This is a genomic window from Citrobacter sp. CK180 (assembly GCF_030333655.1).
Classification (GTDB): Bacteria; Pseudomonadota; Gammaproteobacteria; order Enterobacterales; family Enterobacteriaceae; genus Citrobacter_B; species Citrobacter_B koseri.
The window spans coordinates 35,555-59,622 of the sequence record NZ_JAOWFM010000025.1; the positions used below are offsets into that span (position 1 = coordinate 35,555).

At 56.2% G+C, this 24,068-nt stretch carries 21 protein-coding genes and 1 pseudogene; 2 read left to right on the forward strand and 20 right to left on the reverse strand.

Annotated features, from left to right (window positions below; all coding sequences use genetic code 11):
- Position 1 precedes the first annotated feature (1 nt).
- The 5 genes from menH to OGV50_RS01410 form a co-directional block, all read right to left on the reverse strand.
- Positions 2-760 carry a 2-succinyl-6-hydroxy-2,4-cyclohexadiene-1-carboxylate synthase gene (menH, locus tag OGV50_RS01390; protein ID WP_047462359.1) on the reverse strand — a complete coding sequence of 253 codons (759 nt, stop codon included), beginning with the start codon at positions 758-760 and terminating at the stop codon, positions 2-4.
- Complete coding sequence (menD, locus tag OGV50_RS01395; protein ID WP_071260232.1) at positions 757-2,427, reverse strand: 2-succinyl-5-enolpyruvyl-6-hydroxy-3-cyclohexene-1-carboxylic-acid synthase; 1,671 nt, start codon at positions 2,425-2,427, stop codon at positions 757-759. Before menD ends, menH begins: the two co-directional genes overlap by 4 nt.
- A gap of 128 nt (positions 2,428-2,555) precedes the next feature.
- Complete coding sequence (gene menF, locus OGV50_RS01400) at positions 2,556-3,854, reverse strand: isochorismate synthase MenF (protein WP_200090850.1); 1,299 nt, start codon at positions 3,852-3,854, stop codon at positions 2,556-2,558.
- Positions 3,855-3,949: 95 nt separating this feature from the next.
- Complete coding sequence (gene elaB, locus OGV50_RS01405) at positions 3,950-4,255, reverse strand: stress response protein ElaB (protein ID WP_012131505.1); 306 nt, start codon at positions 4,253-4,255, stop codon at positions 3,950-3,952.
- Between the two features lie 53 nt (positions 4,256-4,308).
- Entirely contained in the window at positions 4,309-4,770 is a 462-nt protein-coding gene (locus OGV50_RS01410; protein WP_047462350.1) for a GNAT family N-acetyltransferase, read from the reverse strand.
- A gap of 65 nt (positions 4,771-4,835) precedes the next feature.
- Here OGV50_RS01410 and rbn point away from each other — a divergent pair, with 65 nt between their 5' ends.
- Together rbn and OGV50_RS01420 are read left to right on the forward strand one after the other, a co-directional pair.
- Positions 4,836-5,753, forward strand: coding sequence for a ribonuclease BN (rbn, locus tag OGV50_RS01415; RefSeq protein ID WP_134769202.1), 918 nt, complete (start codon positions 4,836-4,838; stop codon positions 5,751-5,753).
- Between the two features lie 64 nt (positions 5,754-5,817).
- Positions 5,818-6,822, forward strand: coding sequence for a chemotaxis protein (locus OGV50_RS01420; protein WP_012131502.1), 1,005 nt, complete (start codon positions 5,818-5,820; stop codon positions 6,820-6,822).
- 62 nt (positions 6,823-6,884) lie between these two features.
- On the opposite strand, the gene nuoN is transcribed toward OGV50_RS01420, so the two are convergent.
- The 15 genes and pseudogenes from nuoN to OGV50_RS01495 all read right to left on the reverse strand — a co-directional run bounded on the left by nuoN (position 6,885) and on the right by OGV50_RS01495 (position 24,003).
- Complete coding sequence (gene nuoN / locus OGV50_RS01425; protein ID WP_012131501.1) at positions 6,885-8,342, reverse strand: NADH-quinone oxidoreductase subunit NuoN; 1,458 nt, start codon at positions 8,340-8,342, stop codon at positions 6,885-6,887.
- Positions 8,343-8,348: 6 nt separating this feature from the next.
- Positions 8,349-9,878: an NADH-quinone oxidoreductase subunit M gene (gene nuoM, locus OGV50_RS01430; protein WP_012131500.1), complete on the reverse strand. Its 1,530-nt coding sequence runs from the start codon at positions 9,876-9,878 to the stop codon at positions 8,349-8,351.
- Between the two features lie 184 nt (positions 9,879-10,062).
- Positions 10,063-11,904, reverse strand: a complete 1,842-nt coding sequence (gene nuoL, locus OGV50_RS01435) for an NADH-quinone oxidoreductase subunit L (protein ID WP_049011527.1) — start codon at positions 11,902-11,904, stop codon at positions 10,063-10,065.
- Positions 11,901-12,203: an NADH-quinone oxidoreductase subunit NuoK gene (gene nuoK / locus OGV50_RS01440; protein WP_000612644.1), complete on the reverse strand. Its 303-nt coding sequence runs from the start codon at positions 12,201-12,203 to the stop codon at positions 11,901-11,903. The genes nuoL and nuoK overlap by 4 nt, the downstream gene beginning before the upstream one ends.
- Positions 12,200-12,754 (reverse strand): NADH-quinone oxidoreductase subunit J, encoded by a 555-nt coding sequence (nuoJ, locus tag OGV50_RS01445; protein ID WP_012131498.1) that lies wholly within the window; start codon positions 12,752-12,754, stop codon positions 12,200-12,202. Before nuoJ ends, nuoK begins: the two co-directional genes overlap by 4 nt.
- 11 nt (positions 12,755-12,765) lie before the next feature.
- Entirely contained in the window at positions 12,766-13,308 is a 543-nt protein-coding gene (gene nuoI / locus OGV50_RS01450; RefSeq protein WP_012131497.1) for an NADH-quinone oxidoreductase subunit NuoI, read from the reverse strand.
- A gap of 14 nt (positions 13,309-13,322) precedes the next feature.
- Complete coding sequence (gene nuoH / locus OGV50_RS01455; protein WP_012131496.1) at positions 13,323-14,300, reverse strand: NADH-quinone oxidoreductase subunit NuoH; 978 nt, start codon at positions 14,298-14,300, stop codon at positions 13,323-13,325.
- Positions 14,297-17,023, reverse strand: a complete 2,727-nt coding sequence (gene nuoG, locus OGV50_RS01460; RefSeq protein ID WP_200026697.1) for an NADH-quinone oxidoreductase subunit NuoG — start codon at positions 17,021-17,023, stop codon at positions 14,297-14,299. The genes nuoH and nuoG overlap by 4 nt, the downstream gene beginning before the upstream one ends.
- Positions 17,024-17,104: 81 nt before the next feature.
- Positions 17,105-18,442 carry an NADH-quinone oxidoreductase subunit NuoF gene (nuoF, locus tag OGV50_RS01465; RefSeq protein WP_012131494.1) on the reverse strand — a complete coding sequence of 446 codons (1,338 nt, stop codon included), beginning with the start codon at positions 18,440-18,442 and terminating at the stop codon, positions 17,105-17,107.
- Positions 18,439-18,939 carry an NADH-quinone oxidoreductase subunit NuoE gene (gene nuoE, locus OGV50_RS01470; RefSeq protein WP_012131493.1) on the reverse strand — a complete coding sequence of 167 codons (501 nt, stop codon included), beginning with the start codon at positions 18,937-18,939 and terminating at the stop codon, positions 18,439-18,441. Before nuoE ends, nuoF begins: the two co-directional genes overlap by 4 nt.
- 2 nt (positions 18,940-18,941) lie before the next feature.
- Complete coding sequence (gene nuoC, locus OGV50_RS01475) at positions 18,942-20,744, reverse strand: NADH-quinone oxidoreductase subunit C/D (RefSeq protein WP_012131492.1); 1,803 nt, start codon at positions 20,742-20,744, stop codon at positions 18,942-18,944.
- A gap of 85 nt (positions 20,745-20,829) precedes the next feature.
- Positions 20,830-21,504 (reverse strand): NADH-quinone oxidoreductase subunit NuoB, encoded by a 675-nt coding sequence (gene nuoB, locus OGV50_RS01480; RefSeq protein ID WP_012131491.1) that lies wholly within the window; start codon positions 21,502-21,504, stop codon positions 20,830-20,832.
- Positions 21,505-21,519: 15 nt separating this feature from the next.
- The gene (gene nuoA, locus OGV50_RS01485; RefSeq protein ID WP_012131490.1) at positions 21,520-21,963 is read right to left on the reverse strand and encodes an NADH-quinone oxidoreductase subunit NuoA; all 444 of its coding nucleotides are present in this window, start codon (positions 21,961-21,963) and stop codon (positions 21,520-21,522) included.
- A 628-nt stretch (positions 21,964-22,591) separates the two neighbouring features.
- Positions 22,592-22,810: pseudogene (locus tag OGV50_RS01490) on the reverse strand (transcriptional regulator LrhA); the annotation flags it as partial.
- Positions 22,811-22,840: 30 nt separating this feature from the next.
- A protein-coding gene (locus OGV50_RS01495) for an IS3-like element IS3 family transposase (protein ID WP_085947771.1) occupies positions 22,841-24,003 on the reverse strand; the annotation gives its coding sequence in 2 pieces (ribosomal slippage) (positions 22,841-23,742 and positions 23,742-24,003; 1,164 coding nt in all).
- Positions 24,004-24,068 lie beyond the last annotated feature (65 nt).

The following is a 24,068-nucleotide window of genomic DNA, read 5'->3' on the forward strand; positions in this document are numbered from 1 at the left end:
GTCAGAGACGCAGAATCTGAGCCAGACTATCCACCACGCCTGCGGGGTTTTCCCGATGCGCGTTGTGTCCGGCGTTACGAATCATATGGCAAGGTACAGACAACTCCGCCGCCAGCGCGCGGAATTTGCTGTCGCGTTCACCACATAAATAATAAAACGGAAATGTGCGCGCATTTAGCCGCGCGCGTAAATCAGGCTGTACGGCAAGCGAGGTTGCCTCCAGCATCGCCGCCAGCGTTTCGCCATTGTTCTGGCTGCGCAGCGCGACTAACGCCTCTCTTTGCGAAGCATCCAGCGAAGCGAAAACCGGTTGCTGATACCAGTCAGTAAACACGTCGCGCAGCGGTTCACGGCGAAAGCGCGCCGCCCAACGACCGTCAGACCGTCGGCGCGCGTCACGCTCGGCCTCGCGTTGCAGTCCCGGGTGGCCGCCTTCAACCACCAGCCCGCAAAGACCCGGCAGAGTCTGGCACGCCGCCATCATCGCCACTCTGCCGCCGAGCGAGTAGCCGACCAGCCAGTATTTAAGTATGTTGTAACTAAATAATGTGTTACGCAATAAGTCGCACACATCAGCAAAGCCGCTGACACGAATATCGGCAGAATCGCCGTGACCAGGCAAGTCGATATACAGGCGCGAAAAGTCGGGAAACTGCTCACCGATCTGCTGCCATTCCCGGCAATCACCGGAAAATCCATGCAGGAAAACCAGCCAGGGAGACCCCGGCTGACCACCGTTCGCCTGCGCGCGCAGGATCATAGATGGCTCACCTGCGCCAGCAGCTGTTGCAGGGTTTGCGCCCCGTCGGTATCGTTCACGACCAGCTCAATCACCGTGGTTGTCGGCGTTCGCCAGGCGCCAGCCAGCGCCGCATCCAGCTCATCCCAGCTTTGCGGGCGGTGATATTTGAGGTTAAACATGGCCGCTGCGTGTTCAAAGTGGACGTTTTGCGGCATCAGGTAAAACCGCTCGCGCTCGCTCTGCGGCGTCGGCAACAAAGAGAAAATTTGCCCGCCGTTGTTATTCACCACAATCAGCACAAACGGCGCGGACACCTGGCGCAATAGCGCCAGTGCGTTGAGATCGTAGAGCGCAGACAGATCGCCGACGATAGCCAGCGTCGATTTCGCGCTGGCGCGCTGAACGCCCGCCGCCGTCGAGATCAAACCATCAATACCGCTGGCTCCCCGGTTGCTGTACACCGGGTAGCCCGCCGGTAGCTGCGACAGCGCGTCAATCAGGCGCACCACCAGGCTGTTGCCGACAAACAGTTGCCCTTGTTCCGGCAGATAGTCGCGAATGCGGTGCGCCAGTTGCGCTTCGCCGAACATATCGCGACGCGCGACAACCGCCTGCCACGCCTGCTCTGCCAGGCGCGGGATATCGACGCACCAGGGATGGCGTTTCTCCGCCGGATGCAGCTCCAGCCAGTCGGCGATTTTCGCCACCAGCCTGCGTCCGCGATGATGCGCCGGGTCCAGGCGACCTTCGATATTATCAATAATCCAGTACTCTTCCGGCTCGCAGGCGGCCTGCCATTGCAGCAGGCGCTTTCCGGTCAGGCTGCTGCCGAGTTGCACCACAATTTGCGCCTGCTGAAGCTCAGTGACGGCCTTCGCATTGCCCAGCCAGAGATCGGCGCACGGCAGCGGCTGCCCGGTTTGCGACAGCACGTCGCCAATCAGCGGCCAGCCCAGCGTCTGCGCCCAAAGCGCGACTTTCTTGCCCTCTTCCGCGCTCATGCGCCCGGCCACCACTACGCCGCGTTTTTGCCGCCAGAAGAACCAGTCGCGCTGTTTGTCGCTTTCCAGCCGACGCGCTTCGCGCAGCCAGGGTTTGTCATCCTGCCACCAGTCGCCAAGGCTCTGCTGCCAGGCAAGCCCCGTGTCGTCCATATCACCATACAGCGGTTCCGCAAACGGGCAGTTGATGTGTACCGCGCCGGCATGCAACGTCGCCAGGACGTTATCAAGGGTGGAGACCAGCCAGCGCGCGGAAATATCCTGCGTCGGGCGCGGCAAAGAGAGCGTTTGAGAAGGATGAGAAGCGAACATCCCGGCCTGACGAATCGCCTGATTCGCGCCGCAGTCAATCAGTTCCGGCGGACGGTCCGCAGTCAATAAAATCAGTTTTTCACCGGTAAGCCCCGCTTCAATCAGCGCCGGATAGAGATTTGCCACCGCCGTACCGGAAGTAACAATAACGGCAACGGGCTGCTTACTGACTTTCGCCAGCCCTAACGCCAGATGACCAAGACCACGCTCATCAAAGTGCGTGTGATGAATAAAGGCTGAATTTTCCGCTGCCGCCAGGGTTAAAGGCGTGGAGCGGGAGCCAGGGGCAATGCAAACATGCCTGACGCCGTGGCGAGTGAGTGCTTCCAGAATGACCGCCGCCCAGCGTCGGTTAAATGCGCTTACTGACATGAGATTGTCCGGTATCAATATTGCGACTCAGTATAAGGATTAGAAAAAATGGATTATTGATATGAGTCGGGAATATACACAAAATCATTCAGCAGAGCGCCTGAAGGATGAGGTGTATGTGCGACTCATTAGCTTTCCATCTGTAATAACGTGCGTAGCCCGGCTGCTTTGTTGTCGATCTCTTGCCATTCCTGTTCCGGGTCAGACCCGCGCACAATGCCTGCCCCGGCATACAGACGAACAACGTTCGCCGCGACTTTCGCCGAGCGCAGCGTCACGCAGAATTCGCTTTGCCGTAAAGACAGATAACCCGCCGACCCGGCATACCACTCACGTTCAAACGGTTCATGTTGCTGAATAAACGCGCGCGCCCGTTCACGCGGGATCCCCGCGACGGCTGCCGTGGGCTGTAGCTGTAGCAAACAGAGCGTGTCGTCAGCCTGATTGAGCGCCGTCCAGATACAGCGGCGCAGATGCTGTACTTTGCGTAATCTGAGCACCTGCGGCGGCAAAACATCGAGCGAGTGGGTGCAGCTTTGCAGGCGTTGACAAATATCTTCCACCACCAGCATGTTTTCACGCTGGTTTTTATCATCCTTCATCAACCATTCGCCCAGTTGCCAGGCCTGATGGTCGTCGGGATGATTCGCCACCGTGCCGGCCAGCGCCTCGGTGCGCAATGCCGTTTCACGTCGCCGCCAAAGGCGTTCCGGCGACGAGCCAAGAAAGGCGCTTCCGGCGGAGAACGCCATAAAAAAATGGTAGCAGTTAAGGTTTAAACGGCGACTGGATGCCATCACGGCGGCAGCATTCACCGGATGGGAAAACTGCAAATCCGTCGCCCGCGCCAGCACCACTTTGTCGAGATCGTCTTCAGCGATAGTCTGCGTGGCAAGCTGAATCAGGCTGGTCCAGCCCGCTTTATCCGGCCAGTGCTGCTCGCCCGTCAGGTGCAGGCGCAGCACCGGAATCGGCTTCACGCCCCTTAATGAAGAGAGAAACGCGATCGCCCGCCCGGCGTCTTCACGCAGTGAAACCGGGCTGTAGAGATACAGCCGCAGCGTTGCCACTGCGCCAGCGCGTCGCCATTCAAGACGCGGCAGCAGCAAATGCCCCTGCTGCGGTTCAAACGCATTCAGTCCCCAGATACGCAAATCGGATTGTGATTCATGCTGGCGGAGAAAGTGTTGCGCCTGTTCGAGAGAGGGGAACGTTTCAACGGCGCCAAGCACCGCGGCTTCTTCATCGCCGTTACGCTGTTGCCAGTAAAATTGCGGCCAGATGGCCTGACTGGCCAGCCAGCTTAATGCGTCAAACGCATCATTCAGAGGGAAAGGCACATCAACAATACGCATTCCTGGCGCCGCCGGTATCTCCTGCGATAACTGGCGCCGCAGATTTTCCAGCGCAGTAGTGATTGAATGCACGCGGACCTCTCCCTGTTAAAAACCTCACATTATACGGGGTACAGCGGAGAAAAAGCAGTACCCCCGTTTAGGGAGGAAATGCGATCCCGGTTACATTACCGCCGCGCCAGCAGTAATCCCAGCACCAGGCCGACCGCCGCGCCTGCGCCAATCCCTTGCCAGGGTTTTTCATGCACGTAATCATCCGCTTTATAAACCGCCTGTTTTGCGCGGTAATAGTAGCTGTCAGACGCATGGCTGACGCGATTTTTTACCTCTTCAAGCGCCCGTTCTGCGCGTGCTTTTAACTCAACATATTTTTGATCGGCAGGATCGCCGGAGGAACGCAGCACCTCTTCCAGCGTTTCGCTCAGGAGTTCCAGGTCGTCATCAATACGTGAACCATAAGAATGAAAAGACATTATATTCTCCCTTTCGATTAACGTTCCCACTAACTATAGACAAAACCGGAACATCACACCTGGCTAACCTCGCGCGCCATACCCATGTGCGGGATACCGTCTTCGTCATAAACGTCCGTCACCGGAACAAAGCCAAATCGCGCATAGAAGGATTGCAGATGCGCCTGCGCACCGAGGTAAAGCGCCTTCTCCGGCCAGTGTTGCTCGCAGGATGCCAGGGTCTGCGCCATAAGCTGTTGCCCCAGTTTTTCGCCGCGCAGCGCTTCGCTGACGATCACGCGCCCAATCACCACCGGCTCCAGTTCGTCGTCGCTTTTCAGAATCCTCGCATACGCTACCAGCTCATCGTTATGCCAGCCCAGGATATGACGGTTCTCCCCCACCAGGTCATCGCCGTCCACATCCAGATACGGACACTGTTGTTCAACCACAAATACCGCGCAGCGCAATTTCAGTAACGCATAGAGTTGCGGGACGGATAATTCAGAATGATGCAGGTCTTGCCAGTGAATCATGGTGCGCTCCTTTTACGTATTCGCTTTATACTAGCCAGAATATTTTTTAAACGTGTAATGAAATAATGGAATTAATTTTTTTAGGTACTTCTGCCGGCGTTCCTACCCGCACGCGTAATGTCACGGCCATATTACTGAATTTACAGCACCCGACGCAGGCGGGGCTATGGTTATTCGACTGCGGTGAAGGCACCCAGCACCAGATGCTCAACACCGCGTTCAACCCAGGTAAGCTCGATCGCATTTTCATCAGCCATCTGCATGGCGATCACCTTTTCGGTTTGCCCGGTCTGCTGTGCAGCCGTTCGATGGCGGGAAACGCACAGCCGCTGACGATTTACGGCCCCAAAGGCATTCGCGAGTTCACCGAAACCGCATTGCGCCTTAGCGGCTCCTGGACTGATTATCCGCTGGAGATCGTTGAAATTACCGTCGGCGAAATTCTGGACGACGGCCTGCGCAAAGTGACCGCCTTTGCGCTTGAGCATCCGCTTGAATGCTATGGCTATCGGATTGAAGAGCATGACAAGCCCGGCGCGCTGGATGCCAGTGCGCTAAAAGCGGCAGACGTGAAGCCCGGCCCGCTGTTTCAGGATCTGAAAGCGGGTAAAACCGTCACCCTGAACGATGGTCGCGTCATTAACGGCGCCGATTTTCTCGCGCCAGCTACGCCCGGGAAATCGGTGGCGATATTTGGCGACACCGCGCCATGCGCGTCGGCCATCACGCTGGCAAAAGGCGTGGACGTAATGGTGCACGAAGCAACGCTGGATACCTCAATGGAAGAAAAAGCCAACAGTCGTGGACACAGCTCCACCAGGCAGGCCGCGCAGCTGGCGCACGATGCCGACGTGGGCCAGCTCATCATTACTCACGTCAGCTCGCGTTACGACGACAGAGGCTGCCAACGCCTGCTGGCAGAATGTCAGGCGATCTTCCCCGCAACTGCGCTGGCTCACGATTTCGCCGTTTTCACGGTTTAACGCTCCATTTTTCTTCCTCAGTGCCGATAACAGAGAAAAGGCTGGCTTTCATATTGAGGATGCGATGGATAATTTCCAGAAAGATATTGATGACAGGGCGAACTTAACCCTGTCTAACCGCTTTGAACTGCTGTTATTCCGTCTCGGCACATCGCTGCATGAGCAGAAATCGGAGCTATTTGGCATCAACGTATTCAAACTGCGCGAAATTGTGCCAATGCCCACATTTACGCGCCCTGCCGGAATGAAAGCCCCGCTTTTAGGTATGGTCAACATCCGCGATCAGGTGATCCCGGTCATCGACCTGCCCGCCGTGGCCGGGTGTAAACCGGAGAACGGGCTTAACATCCTGCTGATCACCGAATATGCGCGCAGCGTACAGGCATTTGCGGTGGAGTCCGTCGAGAATATTATGCGTCTGGACTGGCAGCAGGTGCATACCGCCGAGAAAGCGGTTAACGGCCGCTATATCACCAGTATTGCCTGTCTGGATGAAGATAAAGAGACCAACAACCTGGCGCTGGTGCTCGACGTAGAGCAAATTCTCTATGATATCGTGCCGTCAAATCACGACTTGCGCGCCACCAATTTGAAGACCAGCAAGTTCAACATCACGCCGGGTGCGGTGGCGATTGTGGCGGAAGATTCTAAAGTTGCCCGCGCCATGCTGGAGAAAGGGCTGAATGCGATGGAGATCCCGCATCAGATGCACGTCACCGGTCAGGATGCCTGGGAGAAAATTCAGCAACTGGCGAAAGAAGCGGAGGCGGAAGGCAAACCAATTAGCGAGAAAATCGCTCTGGTGCTGACCGACCTCGAAATGCCGGAGATGGACGGTTTCACCCTGACGCGTAAGATCAAAACCGACGAGCGCCTGAAGAAAATTCCGGTGGTGATCCACTCTTCCCTTTCCGGCAGCGCCAACGAAGATCATGTGCGTAAAGTCAAAGCGGATGGTTATGTCGCGAAGTTTGAAGTCAACGAACTGTCGTCGGTGATTCAGGAAGTAATGGAACGCGCCGCGCAAAACGTCAGCGGGCCGCTGGTCAGCCGTCAGTTACTGAGTTAACGTCCTGACGTTCAGAGCATAAAAAAACCCGCCGCGGCGGGTTTTTTCGTTTCTGCTTTCGCTTACATCAGCGGCGTAGCTAACTGCACGATGCTAATCAGCGGTTGCGGGTAGATACCCAGCACCAGAACCAGCAGCGCGGAGATCAGAACCACAATACCGCCCGCGCTGTACTGCCAGTTAGACGGCGCATCGCGGTTAAGCTGCTGCGGCGCGCTCAGATAGAGGCTTACCGCAACACGCAGGTAGTAGTAGAGACCAATCGCGGAACCGACCACCACCGCGGCAACCAGCCACCACAGGCTGGCCTGTACACCGACCGCCAGGACGTAGAACTTGCCGATAAAGCCCAGCGTCATCGGGATACCCGCCAGAGAGAGCATCATCACGGTCATCACCGCCGCGAGGATCGGACGATGCCAGAACAGACCACGGTAGGAGAACAGTGAATCGGCATCCGGGCCACGGAACGGGCTGGACATCAGGCTGACCACGCCGAACGCGCCGAGGCTGCTGAACAGATAACCGGCCAGATAAACGCCAACGGCTTCCATCGACATCTCGCCGCTTTGCAGGGCGATCAACGCCACCAGCAGATAGCCGAGGTGAGAAATAGAGGAGTAACCGAGCAGACGCTTAATGTTGGTCTGGCTCAGCGCCATCAGGTTACCGAAGATGATGGAGGCAAAGGCAATCACGCCCAGCACGATACGTACCGCTTCGCTGTCGCCAACCGGCGCGTACAGGAACAGACGCATCACCACGCCGAAGATAGCGATTTTGCTCGCCGTCGCCAGGAAGGTGGAAACCGGCGCAGGCGCGCCCTGGTATACGTCTGGCGTCCACAGGTGGAACGGCACCAGCGAGAGTTTAAAGCCGAGACCCACAATCATCAGACCGAAGCCCGCCAGCAGCAGCGGTTCATGCAGCATACCGTCGCCGAGGCTCTTACCGAGCGCGACAAACGACAGGTTGCCAGACTGCGCGTACACCAGCGCCATACCGAACAGCAGGAAGGAAGACGCTGCGGCAGACAGAATGGTGTATTTGATACTGGCTTCCAGCGAGCGTTTCTGACGGAAGGCGTAACCAATCAGGCCAAACAGCGGCAGAGAGATCAGCTCAATACCGAGGAACAGCGCCGCCAGGTGGTTGGCGTTCGCCAGCAGAATACCGCCCAATGCGGCAATCAGCACCAGCAGGTAGAACTCTTCCTGGTTATCGTTATAGCCTTCAAGCCACGGATAGGCAAAGGTACAGGTGGCAAGACTCGCCAGCAGAACCAGCCCGGTGTAAAGCATGGCGAAACCGTCAACGCGCATCAGCGGGGTGACGTCCATCGCGCCCGCCTGGCCAACAAACCAGAGCGAAACCAGCGCGGCGTTAAGCCCAATGACCGACAGCGTGGCATTGAGGAAGTGATTGCGTCGCCACGCAATGGAGAGCATCACAACCACCACCGTCAAGCCGACGATCAGCAGCGGTAGCAGCGCAATCAGGTGTTGTGGAGTTATTGTCATGGCGATTTACGGCCTTGTAGTAGTAACGGAATTAACAAACCACTGCTGGATGTTGCTCATCGCAGAATGCGAGGTATCCAGAATCGGCTGCGGATAGAAGCCAAGCAGTACCAGAAGCACGACCAGCAACAGGATGATAAACAGCTCTCGCAGCGACATCCCTGGCATGTCCTGGCTGGCAATCTGGCTCTTCGCTTTACCGAAGTAAGCGCGATGCAGCATCGCCAGCGAGTAAACGGAAGCAAACACCAGACCAAAGGTTGAGATCACGGTAATGACCGGAACCACCTGGTAGCTACCGAACAGAATCATAAATTCGCCAACGAAGTTACCGGTGCCCGGCATACCGAGCGTCGCCACCGCGAAGAACATCGACAGCGCAGGCAACCATTTAATTTTGCTCCACAGACCGCCCATCATACGCATATCACGCGTATGCAGACGTTCGTACAGCTGACCACACAGGATGAACAGACCCGCTGCCGACAGACCGTGCGCAATCATCTGGATTACAGCGCCCTGGTACGCCAGCTGGCTGCCGGTGTAGATAGCAATCAGTACGAAGCCCATGTGCGAAACGGAAGTGTACGCAATCAGACGTTTAATGTCGTACTGGGTGAAGGCCATCCACGCGCCGTAGAAGATGCCAATCACACCCAGCCACATCGCAATCGGCGCAAACTCGGCGGAGGCGTTCGGGAACAGCGGCAGCGAGAAGCGCAGCAGACCGTAAGCCGCCGTTTTCAGCAAAATACCGGCGAGGTCAACGGAACCTGCGGTCGGCGCCTGGGAGTGCGCGTCTGGCAGCCAGCCGTGTAGCGGAACCACCGGCATTTTCACCGCAAACGCGATGAAGAAGCCCAGCATCAGCAGGTATTCCACCCCGTGCGACATCGGCGTTTTCAGCAGGTCTTCGTAGTTGAAGGTCCAGACGCCGGTCGCATTGTGGTGTACAAACACCAGCGCCAGGATGGCAATCAACATCACCAGACCGCTCGCCTGGGTATAGATGAAGAACTTGGTAGCCGCCGTGATACGCGTTTTACCGTCAGAGGCTTTGTGCCCCCACAGCGCGATCAGGAAGTACATCGGCACCAGCATCATTTCCCAGAAGAAGAAGAACAGGAACATGTCGATGGCAAGGAACACGCCGATAACGCCGCCCAGAATCCACATCAGGTTCAGGTGGAAGAAGCCCTGATATTTTTCGATTTCATTCCAGGAGCAGAGTACCGCCAGAACGCCCAGCAGACCGGTCAGCACCACCATCAGCAGCGACAAACCGTCGATAGCCAGATGGATAGAGATGCCGAAGCGCGGGATCCACGGCAGAATGAACTCAGACTGCCACTGCGGAATGCCAGCGGCTTGCGTCAGTGAATAGCCGCCCTGCAACCACAGTTGCAGGCCAAGCGCCAGCGTCAGTCCCATGGTGATCAGCGCAATCCAGCGCGGCACCTTCACGCCGAAGCGTTCGGTCTGCCAGCACAGAAAGCCACCGATAAAGGGAATTAATATTAGCCAGGGTAGTAACATGGCGATCTTTATTCCTTGTTAAAGTCCCATCAGGACCTGATTTTCAACGAATTCTCACAACAGAAAATTCACTTCGGATTGCGGCCTTTTTTGCCCGGTGGCGCTAACGCTTACCGGGCCTACAGATTCCCGTAGGTCGGATAAGCGCCAGCGCCATCCGACATCAACCCCACAATCCTCAAACTCAACGCAGTACCATCAACAGCGCCAGCACAACGACCGCACCGATGCTCATGGATGCCACATACCAGCGCAGATATCCGTTCTCGCTGAGCAGCAGGCCTTTACCTGCAAAGCGGGAAAGGATAGCCGGAATGTTCATCAGCGCATTGAGCGGGTCGCGTTTCAGCAGCCAGGCGACGCCGAGGAACGGCTTCACGAACACTTTGTCGTACAGCCAGTCGAAGCCCCAGGCGTTATACCACCAGGTGCCCAGCAGACGGCCCGGCGCACTGTTGGCGACAGAAGTCACCAGAGTACGTTTACCCAGCCACAGCCATGCGGCAATCAGGATGCCGACAATCGCAACCACGCCGGAGGCAATTTCCAGGGTCATCACGCGGCTATGCTCAAGCTCGGTCGTCTGCGGCAGCACACCCTGCAACGGCGGCACAATCAGCGCGCCAACAAAGGTGGACAGTACCATCAGCACAATCAGCGGCAGGTGATGCGTAATCCCCTTCCCTGCATGAGCGTGAATTTGTTCTTTACCGTGGAACACGATGAAAATCATACGGAAGGTGTACAAGGAGGTCATGAACGCACCGACCAGGCCTGCAACCATCAGATTGATATGACCATTCGCCATCGCGCCAGCCAGAATCTCATCCTTACTGAAGAAGCCGGCGGTAATCAGCGGCAGAGCCGACAGCGCCGCGCCGCCCACCAGGAAGCAGAGATACACCAGCGGAATAGACTTACGCAGGCCGCCCATCTTGAAGATGTTCTGTTCGTGGTGGCAGGCCAGAATCACCGAGCCGGACGCCAGGAACAGCAGCGCTTTAAAGAAGGCGTGCGTCATCAGGTGGAAAATCGCCGCATCCCACGCCTGGACGCCCAGCGCCAGGAACATGTAGCCAATCTGGCTCATAGTGGAGTAAGCGAGAACACGTTTGATGTCGGTCTGCACCAGCGCGGCGAAACCGGCCAGCACCAGCGTAATCGCCCCAACGATCCCCACCAGATGCAGCACTTCCGGCGTCATCAGGAACAGGCCGTGGGTACGGGCAATCAGGTAAACACCGGCGGTAACCATCGTCGCGGCGTGGATCAGCGCGGAGACAGGCGTCGGGCCCGCCATCGCGTCTGCAAGCCAGGTCTGCAACGGCAACTGCGCAGATTTACCTACCGCACCGCCCAGCAGCATCAGCGTCGCCCACATCAGCATGTTGTTGCCGTCGGCGAAGTGCGCTGGCGCCAGTTCCACCATTTCGCGGAAGTTCAGGGTGCCCAGTTCGTTGTACAGAATGAACAGCGCAAACGCGAGGAACACGTCGCCCACGCGGGTCACAACAAACGCTTTCATTGCCGCAGCGCCATTCTTCGGATCGGTGTAGTAGAAACCGATCAGCAGATAGGAGCACAGACCCACGCCTTCCCAGCCGAGGTACATCAACAGCAGGTTATCGGACAGCACCAGAATAACCATGCTGGCGATAAACAGGTTGGTGTAGGCGAAGAAGCGGGAGTATCCCTCTTCACCGCGCATATACCAGGAGGCGAACATGTGGATCAGGAAACCCACGCCGGTCACTACCGAGAGCATGGTCAGCGACAGGCCGTCCAGCACCAGGTTGAAACCGATGTTGAAATCACCCACCGACATCCACGTCCACAGCGGCTGGCTGAACGCCTGCTTGCCGTTAGCGAAGAAGTCAACGCCGACAAACGCCGTCACCAGCGCCGCCAGGCCAATGGAGCCGACGCCCACGGTCGCGGAGAGGTTTTCCGACCAGCGACCGCGAGAGAACGCCAGTAATACAAAGCCAATCAATGGCAGAATAATGGTTAAGGCAAGCATGTTCATCCACGCATCTCACTTACTGAATCGATGTTCAGGTTCTGGCGACGGCGATGAAGTTGCAGTAACAGCGCCAGGCCAATACTCGCCTCCGCAGCCGCAAGGCTGATGGCGAGAATGTACATCACCTGACCATCCGTCTGGCCCCAGTAGCTTCCGGCGACCACGAAGGCCAGCGCAGAGGCGTTAATCATGATTTCCAGCCCAATCAGCATAAACAGCAGATTGCGGCGGATAACCAGACCGGTTAAACCCAGCACGAATAAAATCGCCGCGAGGATCAGTCCATGTTGTAAGGGGATCATGCGTGCTCCTCCGTTTTTCTTTTCGCGCTGTCACCAGGACGGTTGCTCAGCACTTCGCCCACACGCTCTTCGCGACCGACGTGGAAGGCGACAACCAGACCGGCCAGCAGCAGCATAGAGGCCAGTTCGACCGCCAAAACGTAAGGCCCAAACAGCGAGATACCGACCGCTTTGGCGCTAATTGGCGTACCGTCGATACCCTGGTCGTTGACGCCCAGAATGGCGTACACGATCACCACCAGCATGATGGCCGACAAAATCGCCGGGCCAATCCACACCTGCGGTTTCAGCCACTGGCGTTCCTGTTCGATTTCCGAACCGCCGAGGTTGAGCATCATGACCACGAACACGAACAGCACCATGATGGCGCCCGCATAAACGATAATTTCCAGCGCACCGGCAAAGTAAGCGCCCAGCGAGAAAAACACCCCGGAAATCGCCAGCAGCGAAATAATCAGATACAGCAGCGCGTGTACCGGATTGGTATGGGTGATGACTCGCAAGGTTGCGAGAATGGCGATCAGGCCACAGATATAAAAAGCGAACTCCATTGCCCCTCTCCTTACGGTAACAGGCTCTTGACGTCGATAGGCTTGGCTTCGTTCTCTGCTTCGCCCTTATCTTTGCCGTCGATTGCCATACCTGCCATCCGGTAGAAGTTATATTCCGGGTATTTGCCCGGACCGGAGATCAGCAGATCCTCTTTCTCATAAACCAGATCCTGGCGCTTGTACTCACCCATTTCAAAATCGGGGGTGAGCTGAATGGCCGTCGTCGGACAGGCTTCTTCGCACAGGCCGCAGAAAATGCAGCGTGAGAAGTTGATACGGAAAAACTCAGGATACCAGCGACCATCTTTCATCTCTGCTTTTTGCAGCGAGATACAGCCTACCGGGCAGGCTACCGCACACAGGTTACAGGCAACGCAACGCTCCTCGCCGTCCGGGTCGCGCGTCAGCACGATACGGCCACGGTAACGAGGCGGTAGATAGACCGGCTCTTCCGGGTACATCTGCGTTTCGCGTTTCGCGAACGCATGCAGGCCGATCATCCAGATACTGCGTACCTGGGTGCCGAAGCCTACTAACAATTCTTTTAAGGTCATGGTCTTTGTGCCCCTTATTGCGCCTGCCAGAGAATGACAGCCGCCGTTACCAGCAAGTTGATGAGCGTCAACGGCAGGCAGACTTTCCAGCCGAAGGACATTACCTGGTCATAACGAGGACGCGGTAACGACGCACGAATCAAAATGAACATCATCATAAAGAACGCGGTTTTCAGCGCGAACCAGATGAATGGCGGTAAGAACGGGCCATGCCAGCCACCGAAGAACAGCGTCACCATCAGCGCGGAGATAGTAACGATACCGATGTATTCCCCCACGAAGAACAGACCGAATTTCATACCGGAGTATTCAATGTGATAACCATCGGCCAGTTCCTGCTCGGCTTCCGGCTGGTCAAACGGATGACGGTGACACACCGCCACGCCCGCGATGGCAAAGGTGACAAAACCAAAGAACTGCGGAATAACGTTCCAGATATCAGCCTGGTTGTTGACGATGTCGGTCATATTAAATGAACCGGCCTGCGCCACCACGCCCATCAGGGAAAGCCCGAGGAACACTTCGTAGCTGAGCGTCTGTGCTGATGCACGCATCGCCCCCAGCAGCGAGTATTTGTTGTTGCTCGACCAACCGGCGAACAGCACCGCATACACCGCCAGGCCCGCCATCATCAGGAAGAACAGAATCCCGATGTTCAGGTCAGCGACAACCCAGGTCGGGCTAACCGGAACGATAGCGAACGCCAGCAGCAGCGAGGTAAAAGCGATCATCGGCGCCAGGGTAAAGATGACGCGATCCGAGAATTTCGGGATCCAGTCCTCTTTAAAGAACATTTTGATCATGTCCGCGACCAGCTGGAGCGAACCGCCCCAGCCAACGCGGTTTGGCCCATAACGGTTCTGGAACAGACCCAGCAGACGACGTTCGCCAAAGCTCATGAATGCCCCGCAGGTGACCACCACCAGCAGGATCACCACCGCTTTGAGAATGCTCAGCAGGATCTCGATCAGATCCGGTGTAATCCAACTCATTGTTGCGCCTCCTGCAGATTCTCAAGACGACCGCCCGCCAGAACCGGCGCGATGCCAGGCATACCCATCGGCAATCCGACCTGCCCTGCCGTTAAGCCTTCAGCGATTTCAACCGGCAGCGTTACCGTATTGCCGTCGTAGCTGAAGGAAACGCGCGTTCCCGCATTCACGCCCAACTTCGCGGCATCAGCCGGGTTGAGTTTGATGTACGGTTGCGGCATACGGCTCTGGAAGACCGGAGAGCGCTGCGACATTTCGTCACTGCCAAACAGGTGATAGTACGGCGCGATACGCCACTGACCATCCTGTGCCTGGAAGCTGGCCGGAACGGTAGTGAAGTAATCAAGACCGTTTTCAGATGCTTCAATCAAACGCACGCCCGGATCGCCATGACGCAGTTTGCCGCCCACTTCATCCTGGAACTTGTTCCACGCCTGCGGGGAGTTCCAGCCTGGCGCCCAGGCAAACGGAATCTGCGAACGCGGCGCGCCCGGCTGGTTGTTCCCTTCCATTGAGAAGGCGAACATGGTGTCTTTATCCTGCGGCTGACGCGGCTCGTGAACGCTGATGTTAGCGCGCATCGCGGTACGACCGCTGTAACGGTGCGGCTCACGCGCCAGTTTCTGCCCGCGAATGCGGAAGGTCGCGTCCGGCGCGGCATCTTTAATGCCCGCCAGTTGCGGCATTGCGGCGATCGCGGCGTCAATAACGTGGTCCAGTTGCGTCCAGTCCACCTCGCGGTTCTGCACGGTGCTGTGCAGCGAGTGCAGCCAGCGCCAGCTTTCCAGCATCACGGTGTTGCTGTCGTAATAGGCCGGGTCATAAACCTGGAAGAAACGCTGCGCGCGGCCTTCGTTGTTGATGACCGTACCGTCGCTTTCCGCAAAACTTGCGGCGGAGAGCACCAGATGCGCATTCTCCATAATCGCCGTGCGTTGATGGTCGACCACCATCACCAGCGGCGCTTTTGCCAGCGCGGCATTTACACGAACGGCGCTTGCATGACGGTGCAGATCGTTTTCCAGCACCACGACAGCGTCGGCACGACCGGTTTCCAGTTCGGTCAACGCGTCATCCAGCGAACCGCCGCCCATCATGCCCAGCCCCATGCTGTTGACCGAGCGGGCAATCATGGTGATGCCGACATCCGAACCACGACCTTTCAGCGCTTTCGCCACGTTGGCAGCCGCCTGAATCACTTCCGCGCTACCGGCGTTGGTGCCGGAGATAATCAGTGGTTTCTTCGCACCCGCCAGCGCCTGAACGATGACGTCGATTTTGTTCTGCAAATCGCTGCTGATGCCGTTGACCGTCGGTGCGCTGTCGTCCAGCGCATGAGCGATGGCAAAGCCTAAACGCGCCTGATCTTCCACCGGCGCACGGTAAGTCCATGCCGCGATGTCGTCCAGACGGGTGTTGTCAACGTTGGTCACAAACAGCGGATGCTTAGCGCGCTGGCCGATGTTGAGGATGGCCGCAATCTGCCAGTCGGCCACTTTCTGGGCCGCCGCCATTTCACGCGCTTTGCCTTTCACCGCCTGGCGAACCGCCAGCGCAACGCGCGCGCCGGTCTGGGTAATATCTTCGCCCAGCACCAGTACCGCATCGTAAGATTCGATGTCACGCAGCGCCGGAGTATGAATGCCGCCTTCGCGCAGCACTTTCAGCGCCAGTTGCAGACGTTCCTGCTCGCCCTGAGCGATACCGGTATAGAAGTTATCCGCGCCCACCAGTTCACGCAGCGCGAAGTTGCTCTCAACGCTGGCGCGCGGAGAACCGATGCCGATCACTTTCTTCGACTGACGCAGAATATCCGCCGCGCCCTGCATCGCCTGCTCGGCGTTGAGGGTGATCAGGTCATCGCCACGACGCTGAATCGGCTGACGAGGCCTGTCTTTCAGGTTCACATAACCATAACCGAAACGACCACGGTCGCAGAGGAAGTAGTGGTTAACGGTCCCGTTGTAACGGTTCTCGATACGACGCAGTTCGCCGTAGCGCTCGCCCGGGCTGGTGTTACAACCGAGGGAACACTGCTGGCAGATGCTTGGCGCAAACTGCATGTCCCACTTACGGTTATAACGCTCGGAGTGCGTTTTGTCGGTGAATACGCCGGTCGGGCAGATTTCCACCAGGTTGCCGGAGAATTCGCTTTCAAGCGTACCGTCTTCAGGACGACCGAAGTAGACGTTGTCATGCGCGCCATATACGCCCAGATCCGCGCCGTCTGCGTAGTCTTTGTAGTAACGCACGCAGCGGTAGCAGGCGATGCAGCGGTTCATTTCGTGAGAGATGAACGGCCCCAAATCCTGGTTGCGGTGAGTACGCTTAGTGAAACGGTAACGACGGAAGTTGTGGCCCGTCATCACGGTCATATCCTGAAGGTGGCAGTTACCGCCCTCTTCACAGACCGGACAATCGTGCGGGTGGTTGGTCATTAACCATTCCACCACGCTTTCGCGGAACTGTTTCGCTTCTTCGTCATCAATAGAAATAAAGGTGCCGTCGGTGGCAGGCGTCATACAAGACATCACCAGGCGACCACGCGTATCTTCCGCGTTTTGATATTGCTTCACCGCACACTGGCGGCAAGCACCGACGCTACCCAGCGCCGGGTGCCAGCAAAAGTACGGAATATCAAGGCCGAGGGACAGACATGCCTGTAGCAGGTTGTCTGCGCCGTTGACCTCATATTCTTTGCCGTCTACATGAATCGTAGCCATAGTCAGCATGCTTCCAGTTGGCTTAGTCAGGGACTAAGCGTTAATCGAATGACTTATCGCGATGCAGGGGTAAGCCCGCAATTACCAGCGCTCTTTCAGCAGGTTCGGCTGTATACCACCAATCACATGGGTATTGCTGAACGGCTGCTTGATGCCAGCTTCGAATTCTTCGCGGAAATATTTAATGGCGCTCTGCAACGGTTCGACCGCGCCTGGCGCATGCGCACAGAAGGTTTTACCCGGCCCGAGGAAACGACACAGTTGCTCAAGTGTCTCGATATCCCCAGGCTGGCCTTCGCCACGTTCCAGCGCACGCAGAATTTTTACACTCCACGGCAGGCCGTCGCGGCACGGCGTACACCAGCCGCACGATTCGCGCGCAAAAAACTCTTCCAGGTTACGCACCAGCGACACCATGCCAATTTCGTGGTCAACGGCCATCGCCAGCGCCGTACCCAGACGGCTGCCAGCTTTACCGATGCTTTCAAATTCCATCGGCAGGTCGAGGTGCGCTTCGGTCAGGAAGTCGGTTCCCGCGCCGCCTGGCTGCCAGGCTTTGAATTTCAGGCCATCGCGCATGCCACCGGCGTAATCTTCGAGGATCTCACGCGCGGTAGTGCCGAACGGCAGTTCCCACAGTCCCGGATTTTTCACGCGACCGGAGAAGCCCATCAGCTTGGTGCCCGCATCTTTGCTCTTCGAAATGTTCTGATACCACTCCACGCCGTTCGCGAGGATCGCCGGGACGTTACACAGCGTTTCCACGTTGTTGACGCAGGTCGGCTTGCCCCATACGCCGGAGCTTGCCGGGAACGGCGGCTTAGAGCGCGGGTTGGCGCGACGACCTTCGAGGGAGTTAATCAGCGCGGTTTCTTCACCGCAGATGTAACGCCCTGCCCCGGTGTGGACAAACAGTTCGAAGTCGAAACCGGTGCCCATGATGTTTTTGCCGAGCAGACCGGCTTCGGTCGCTTCCGCGATTGCGCGGCGCAGATGCACAGCCGCTTCGATGTATTCGCCACGCAGGAAGATGTAGCCACGGTACGCTTTCAGGGCAAAGGCAGAGATCAACATACCTTCCACCAGCAGGTGCGGCAGTTGCTCCATCAGCAGACGGTCTTTATAGGTGCCCGGCTCCATTTCATCGGCGTTACACAGCAGGTAACGGATGTTCATGGATTCATCTTTCGGCATCAGGCTCCACTTCAGACCGGTGGAGAAGCCCGCGCCGCCGCGCCCTTTCAGGCCAGCGTCTTTCACCTGATTGACGATCTCGTCAGGAGACAGCCCGGTCAGCGCTTTACGCGCGCCTTCGTAGCCGTTTTTACTACGGTATTCGTCCAGCCATACCGGCTGCTTGTCATCGCGCAGACGCCAGGTCAGCGGATGCGTTTCGGGAGTACGGATAACGTTTTTCATTTATACCGCTCCAGTAGTTCGGGAATGGCTTCCGGGGTCAGATGGCTGTGAGTATCCTCATCAATCATCATGTTCGGCCCTTTGTCGCAGTTCCCCAGGCAACAGGTCGGCAGCAGCGTAAAGCGACCGTCAAAGGTCGTCTGCCCCGGCTTGATATTGAGTTTTTTCTCCAGTGCGGCCTGGATCCCCTGATAACCGGTGATATGGCACACCACGCTGTCACAGTAACGGATCACATGGCGACCGACCGGCTGGCGGAAGATCTGGCTGTAGAATGTGGCGACGCCTTCGACATCGCTCGCCGGAATACCCAGCACGTCGGCGATCGCGTAGATCGCGCCATCCGGCACCCAGCCACGCTGCTTCTGTACGATTTTCAGCGCTTCAATGGACGCCGCACGCGGGTCTTCGTAGTGGTGCTTCTCGTGCTCAATGGCTTCACGCTCTGCCGCACTCAGCTCAAAAGCCTCGGTTTGTGGTTGTTGATTCTCGTGCATAATTAGCGGTCCACATCTGACATAACAAAATCGATACTACCTAAATGAACGATCAGGTCAGACACCAGGCTGCCGCGCACCGCCACCGGAATCTGCTGCAAATGCGCATAGCTCGGGGTACGGATACGAGTACGGTAACTCATGGTGCTGCCATCGCTGGTCAGGTAGTAACTGTTAATACCCTTGGTCGCCTCTACCATCTGGAAGGATTCATTCGCAGGCATGACCGGGCCCCACGACACTTGCAGGAAGTGGGTGATCAGGGTTTCGATATGTTGCAGCGTGCGCTCTTTCGGCGGCGGCGTCGTCAGCGGGTGATCCGCTTTGAACGGGCCTTCCGGCATGTTATTGAGGCACTGCTCAAGGATGCGCAAACTCTGACGCAGCTCTTCGACTTTCAGCATCACGCGGGTATAGCAGTCGGACACGCCGCCGCCAACCGGGATTTCAAAGTCAAAGTTCTCGTAGCCAGAGTACGGACGTGATTTACGCACGTCGAAATCAATACCGGTCGCACGCAGCGCGGCGCCTGTACAGCCCCAGTCCAGCGCTTCTTTCTTGCCGTAAGCGGCAACACCCTGGGAACGCCCTTTCAGGATGGTGTTGCGCAGCGCCGCTTTCTCGTAGGAGTCCAGACGCTTCGGCATCCAGTCCAGGAAATCGCGCAGCAGGCGATCCCAGCCGCGCGGCAGGTCGTGCGCGACGCCGCCGATACGGAACCAGGCCGGGTGCATACGGAAACCGGTGATCGCTTCCACCACATCGTAAATTTTCTGACGGTCGGTAAAGGCGAAGAAGACCGGGGTCATCGCGCCGACGTCCTGAATAAACGTCGAGATGTACAGCAGGTGGCTGTTAATGCGAAACAGTTCGGAGAGCATAACGCGAATCACGTTTACGCGATCCGGTACGGTAATACCCGCCAGTTTCTCTACCGCCAGTACGTACGGCATTTCGTTGACGCAGCCGCCGAGGTATTCGATACGGTCGGTATACGGAATGTAACTGTGCCAGGACTGGCGTTCGCCCATTTTCTCAGCGCCACGGTGGTGGTAGCCGATGTCAGGCACGCAGTCGACAATTTCTTCGCCGTCAAGCTGAAGTACGATACGGAATGCGCCGTGTGAGGACGGGTGGTTCGGACCGAGGTTGAGGAACATAAAGTCCTCGTTTTCGGTGCCGCGTTGCATACCCCAGTCTTCCGGTTTGAAGGTCAGCGCTTCCATCTCCAGATCCTGCTTGGCTTTGGTCAGCTCAAACGGATCGAATTCGGTGGCGCGCGCCGGGTAGTCTTTACGCAGCGGATGCCCTTCCCAGGTCGGCGGCATCAGCAGACGCGTCAGGTGCGGGTGGCCGTCAAACGTGATACCAAACATTTCCCAGGTTTCACGCTCGTACCAGTTGGCGTTCGGGAAGAGTTTGGTAAACGTCGGCACATGCAGGTCGTTTTCAGACAATGCCACCTTGAGCATGATGTCGCGATTGCGGTCTATTGAGATCAGGTGGTAGAAAACGGAAAAATCCGCAGCGGGTAACCCGTCGCGGTGCGTGCGCAGACGCTCGTCCATGCCGTGTAAGTCAAACAGCATGACGTAAGGTTTCGGCAGTTTCTTTAAGAAATCGCCAACTTCCAGTAATTGTTCACGCTTGACCCAAACAACGGGTACCCCGGTGCGGGTCGCCTGAACGGTAAAGGCATCCGGCCCAAAACGGTTGCGCAGTTCGCCAATGACCGGGTCATCCAGATGATCCCGGGTTTGCCATACAGCGTCTTGCGCGGTTAAGTCGGTCATATTGTTCACCATTGCAAATGGTCCGTGGTAGTCGGCAGTGCTTCGCGTTATTTATGTAGTGATAAGCGAAGTGAAGTCTGCTGCCGACAGGCGCAAATTAAATCTCGTCTGGTGTACGTAGATTCGTTACTGCAATGCGTTCGCCGCGTTTACGTTCGCGCTCTGACTGCATATTGGCGCGATAAACGCCCTGATCGCCAACCACCCAAGAGAGCGGACGACGTTCTTTGCCAATTGATTCCTGCAACAACATCAGCGCCTGCATGTACGCTTCGGGGCGCGGCGGGCAGCCCGGGATATACACATCTACCGGGATAAATTTATCAACGCCCTGCACAACCGAATAAATATCGTACATACCGCCAGAGTTAGCGCATGCCCCCATGGAAATCACCCACTTCGGCTCCAGCATCTGGTCATACAAACGCTGAATAACAGGCGCCATCTTGGTAAAGCATGTTCCCGCTACCACCATCAGGTCGGCCTGACGCGGCGAAGCACGCAGCACTTCCGCGCCGAAGCGCGCCACGTCATGCACGGCGGTAAAAGAGGTCACCATCTCGACATAGCAGCAGGAAAGGCCGAAGTTATACGGCCAAATTGAATTCTTACGACCCCAGTTAACCATGTCATGAAGCGCGTGTTCGAGCTTGCCCATGTACACGCTTTTGTTGATTTCTTGCTCCAGGGGGTCGGTTACGATCTCCTGTTTTTGCAGGGGGTAACGGTCATTCTCACCGTTGGGATCTATGCGGGTGAGCGTATAATCCATCTTAATGCCTCGCGGTTAGCGTTGACGATTAGCGATACTGTTCGTTTCCGGGTTCATACGCTCGCGGCGTGAACGCGCGGGCGTCCAGTCCAGCGCGCCAATACGCACCAGATAAACCAGACCAGCCAGTAACACAAAAATAAAAATTGCAGCTTCCACAAAGCCTACCCAACCGCTTTCACGGATAGAGGTCGACCATGCGAACAGATACAGCGCTTCAACGTCGAAGATAACGAAGAACATGGCTACCAGGTAAAACTTGGCAGACAGGCGTAAGCGGGCGGAGCCGACCGAGTCGATACCTGATTCAAACGGGGTGTTTTTCGACCTCGCGCGTGCGCGACCGCCTAAAAACCAACCGCCGACGAGCATCAGGCAGCACAGGCCAATGGCAATAATAAGAAAGATAGCGAATGCCCAGTGATGAGCGATGATTTCAGTGGATGTTGACATACTCATTGCTTACTCATCAAAAGTAGCGCCAAATTCTCTGCTCTTTTCGGCAGATGAACGCCACATCGATTCATGGGGAGGAATAAAAAAAACCTTACAATCACTGTAGAAAATGATTAAACAGCTAATTGATGTGGTTTTTTACTCCTTTCTATAACCTTTTGTCAACTTTAACAAAAGTTCCCTCACATTAATTTACATCGACCCAACACCATTAACATTTAATGCCATTTTGACTGATTTCGATCGCATCACCAGCCCGAATTTAATGTTGTTGAATCGTGTCCGTTGTGAAGTAAATGAGATAATACACTCCTATTTTGACAGGATTTTACGCAGATGCCTCCCCCTAAATGGGAGTATTTTCTTGATCTGTGACACGCTTTTGTTAATCCGCCATAAAAAACAGCAACAATTTCTCTAGTTTTTTAACATGGAAACAAAACCAGACCGTCAGTGCCTATTTTTCATCCAAATTAACAGGTTAATGACTACTTACTGATTTTTTAGGCTTTTTCCCGCATTTACGTTCGAAACGCCGGTAAATTGTATAAAAAAAGAACCGCTGGATGTTTTTTCAGCATCAGCGGCCCTTTTTTACACTTACATTTTATAACGTTTTTTTTGTGACTGACTACTCAAAGTCACCTTCAACCATCAGCGAATCGTCTCCTCCTTCGGGAGTAAACTGACTGTATTGCCAGGGGTTTTGGTAACTGTCCATCGCCTGATAGATAACCTGCGCCAGTTCGTTCTGGCCTGATGGATCGCGACACAGTAAGTATTCCGTGTCTGGCAACGGCGGTAATCCATCCGCAGCGCCGAGCACGCGTAAATCCGGGCTCATCATCTCTGATCCTACCCACGTAATATGGACACAGGCCTAAGCGAGGTTCTTGTTTTCAAATTGTTCCGGACTGAGGCCGCCACACCAACTGTGCCGCCGCCACCGATTGTAATCACATTCGATATAATTAAACACCGTTGCCCGCATTATTTCCCGGCTGATAAAGTGTTCTCCATGGATACATTCCACTTTCAGCGAATGAAAGAAGCTTTCCACGCAGGCATTATCGTAGCAGCAACCTTTTGCGCTCATACTTCCACGCAGATTATGCCGCTTCAGTTGCGCCTGATAATCTGCTGAACAGTACTGGCCTCCACGGTCCGTGTGAACGATAACGTTCCGGGGCCTCTTACGCCGCCACAGCGCCATCTGCAGGGCATCGCAGGCCAGTTGCGCCGTCATGCGTGGCGACATTGACCAGCCAATAACGGCACGTGACCACAGGTCAATGACCACTGCCAGATACAGCCAGCCTTCATCTGTACGTAAGTACGTGATGTCTCCTGCCCACTTCTGGTTCGGGCCACTGGCGTAAAAATCCTGCTCCAACAGATTTTCTGACACAGGCAGGCCGTGTGCGCGGTAGCTGACCGGGCTGAACTTCCGGGAGGCCTTTGCCCTCAGTCCCTGACGGCGCAGGCTTGCCGCCACGGTTTTTACGTTAAAGGGGTAACCCTGAGCACGCAGTTCATCCGTCAGGCGTGGGGCACCGTAACGCTGTTTTGACCGGGTAAAAGCCGCGAGGACAACGCTGTCGCAGTGTTGGCGGAACTGCTGACGCGTGCTTATCCTTGTCCGCCGCTGACACCACGTATACCAGCCGCTGCGGGCCACCCGGAGCACGCGGCACATTGCTTTGATGCTGAACTCAGCCTGATGTTTTTCAATAAAGACATACTTCATTTCAGGCGCTTCGCGAAGTATGTCGCGGCCTTTTGGAGGATAGCCAGCTCTTCATCCCGTTCTGCCAGCTGGCGTTTGAGACGTGCAATCTCGGTAGACATCTCCAGTTCACGTTCAGAAGACGTCTGCTGATTTTGCTGTTTACTGCGCCAGTTGTAGAGCTGTGATTCATACAGGCTGAGTTCACGGGCTGCGGCAGTAACACCGATGCGTTCAGCAAGCTTCAGGGCTTCACTGCGAAATTCAGGCGAATGCTGTTTACGGGGTTTTTTACTGGTTGATACTGTTTTTGTCATGTGAGTCACCTCTGACTGAGAGTTTACTCACTTAGCCGCGTGTCCACTATTGCTGGGTAAGATCA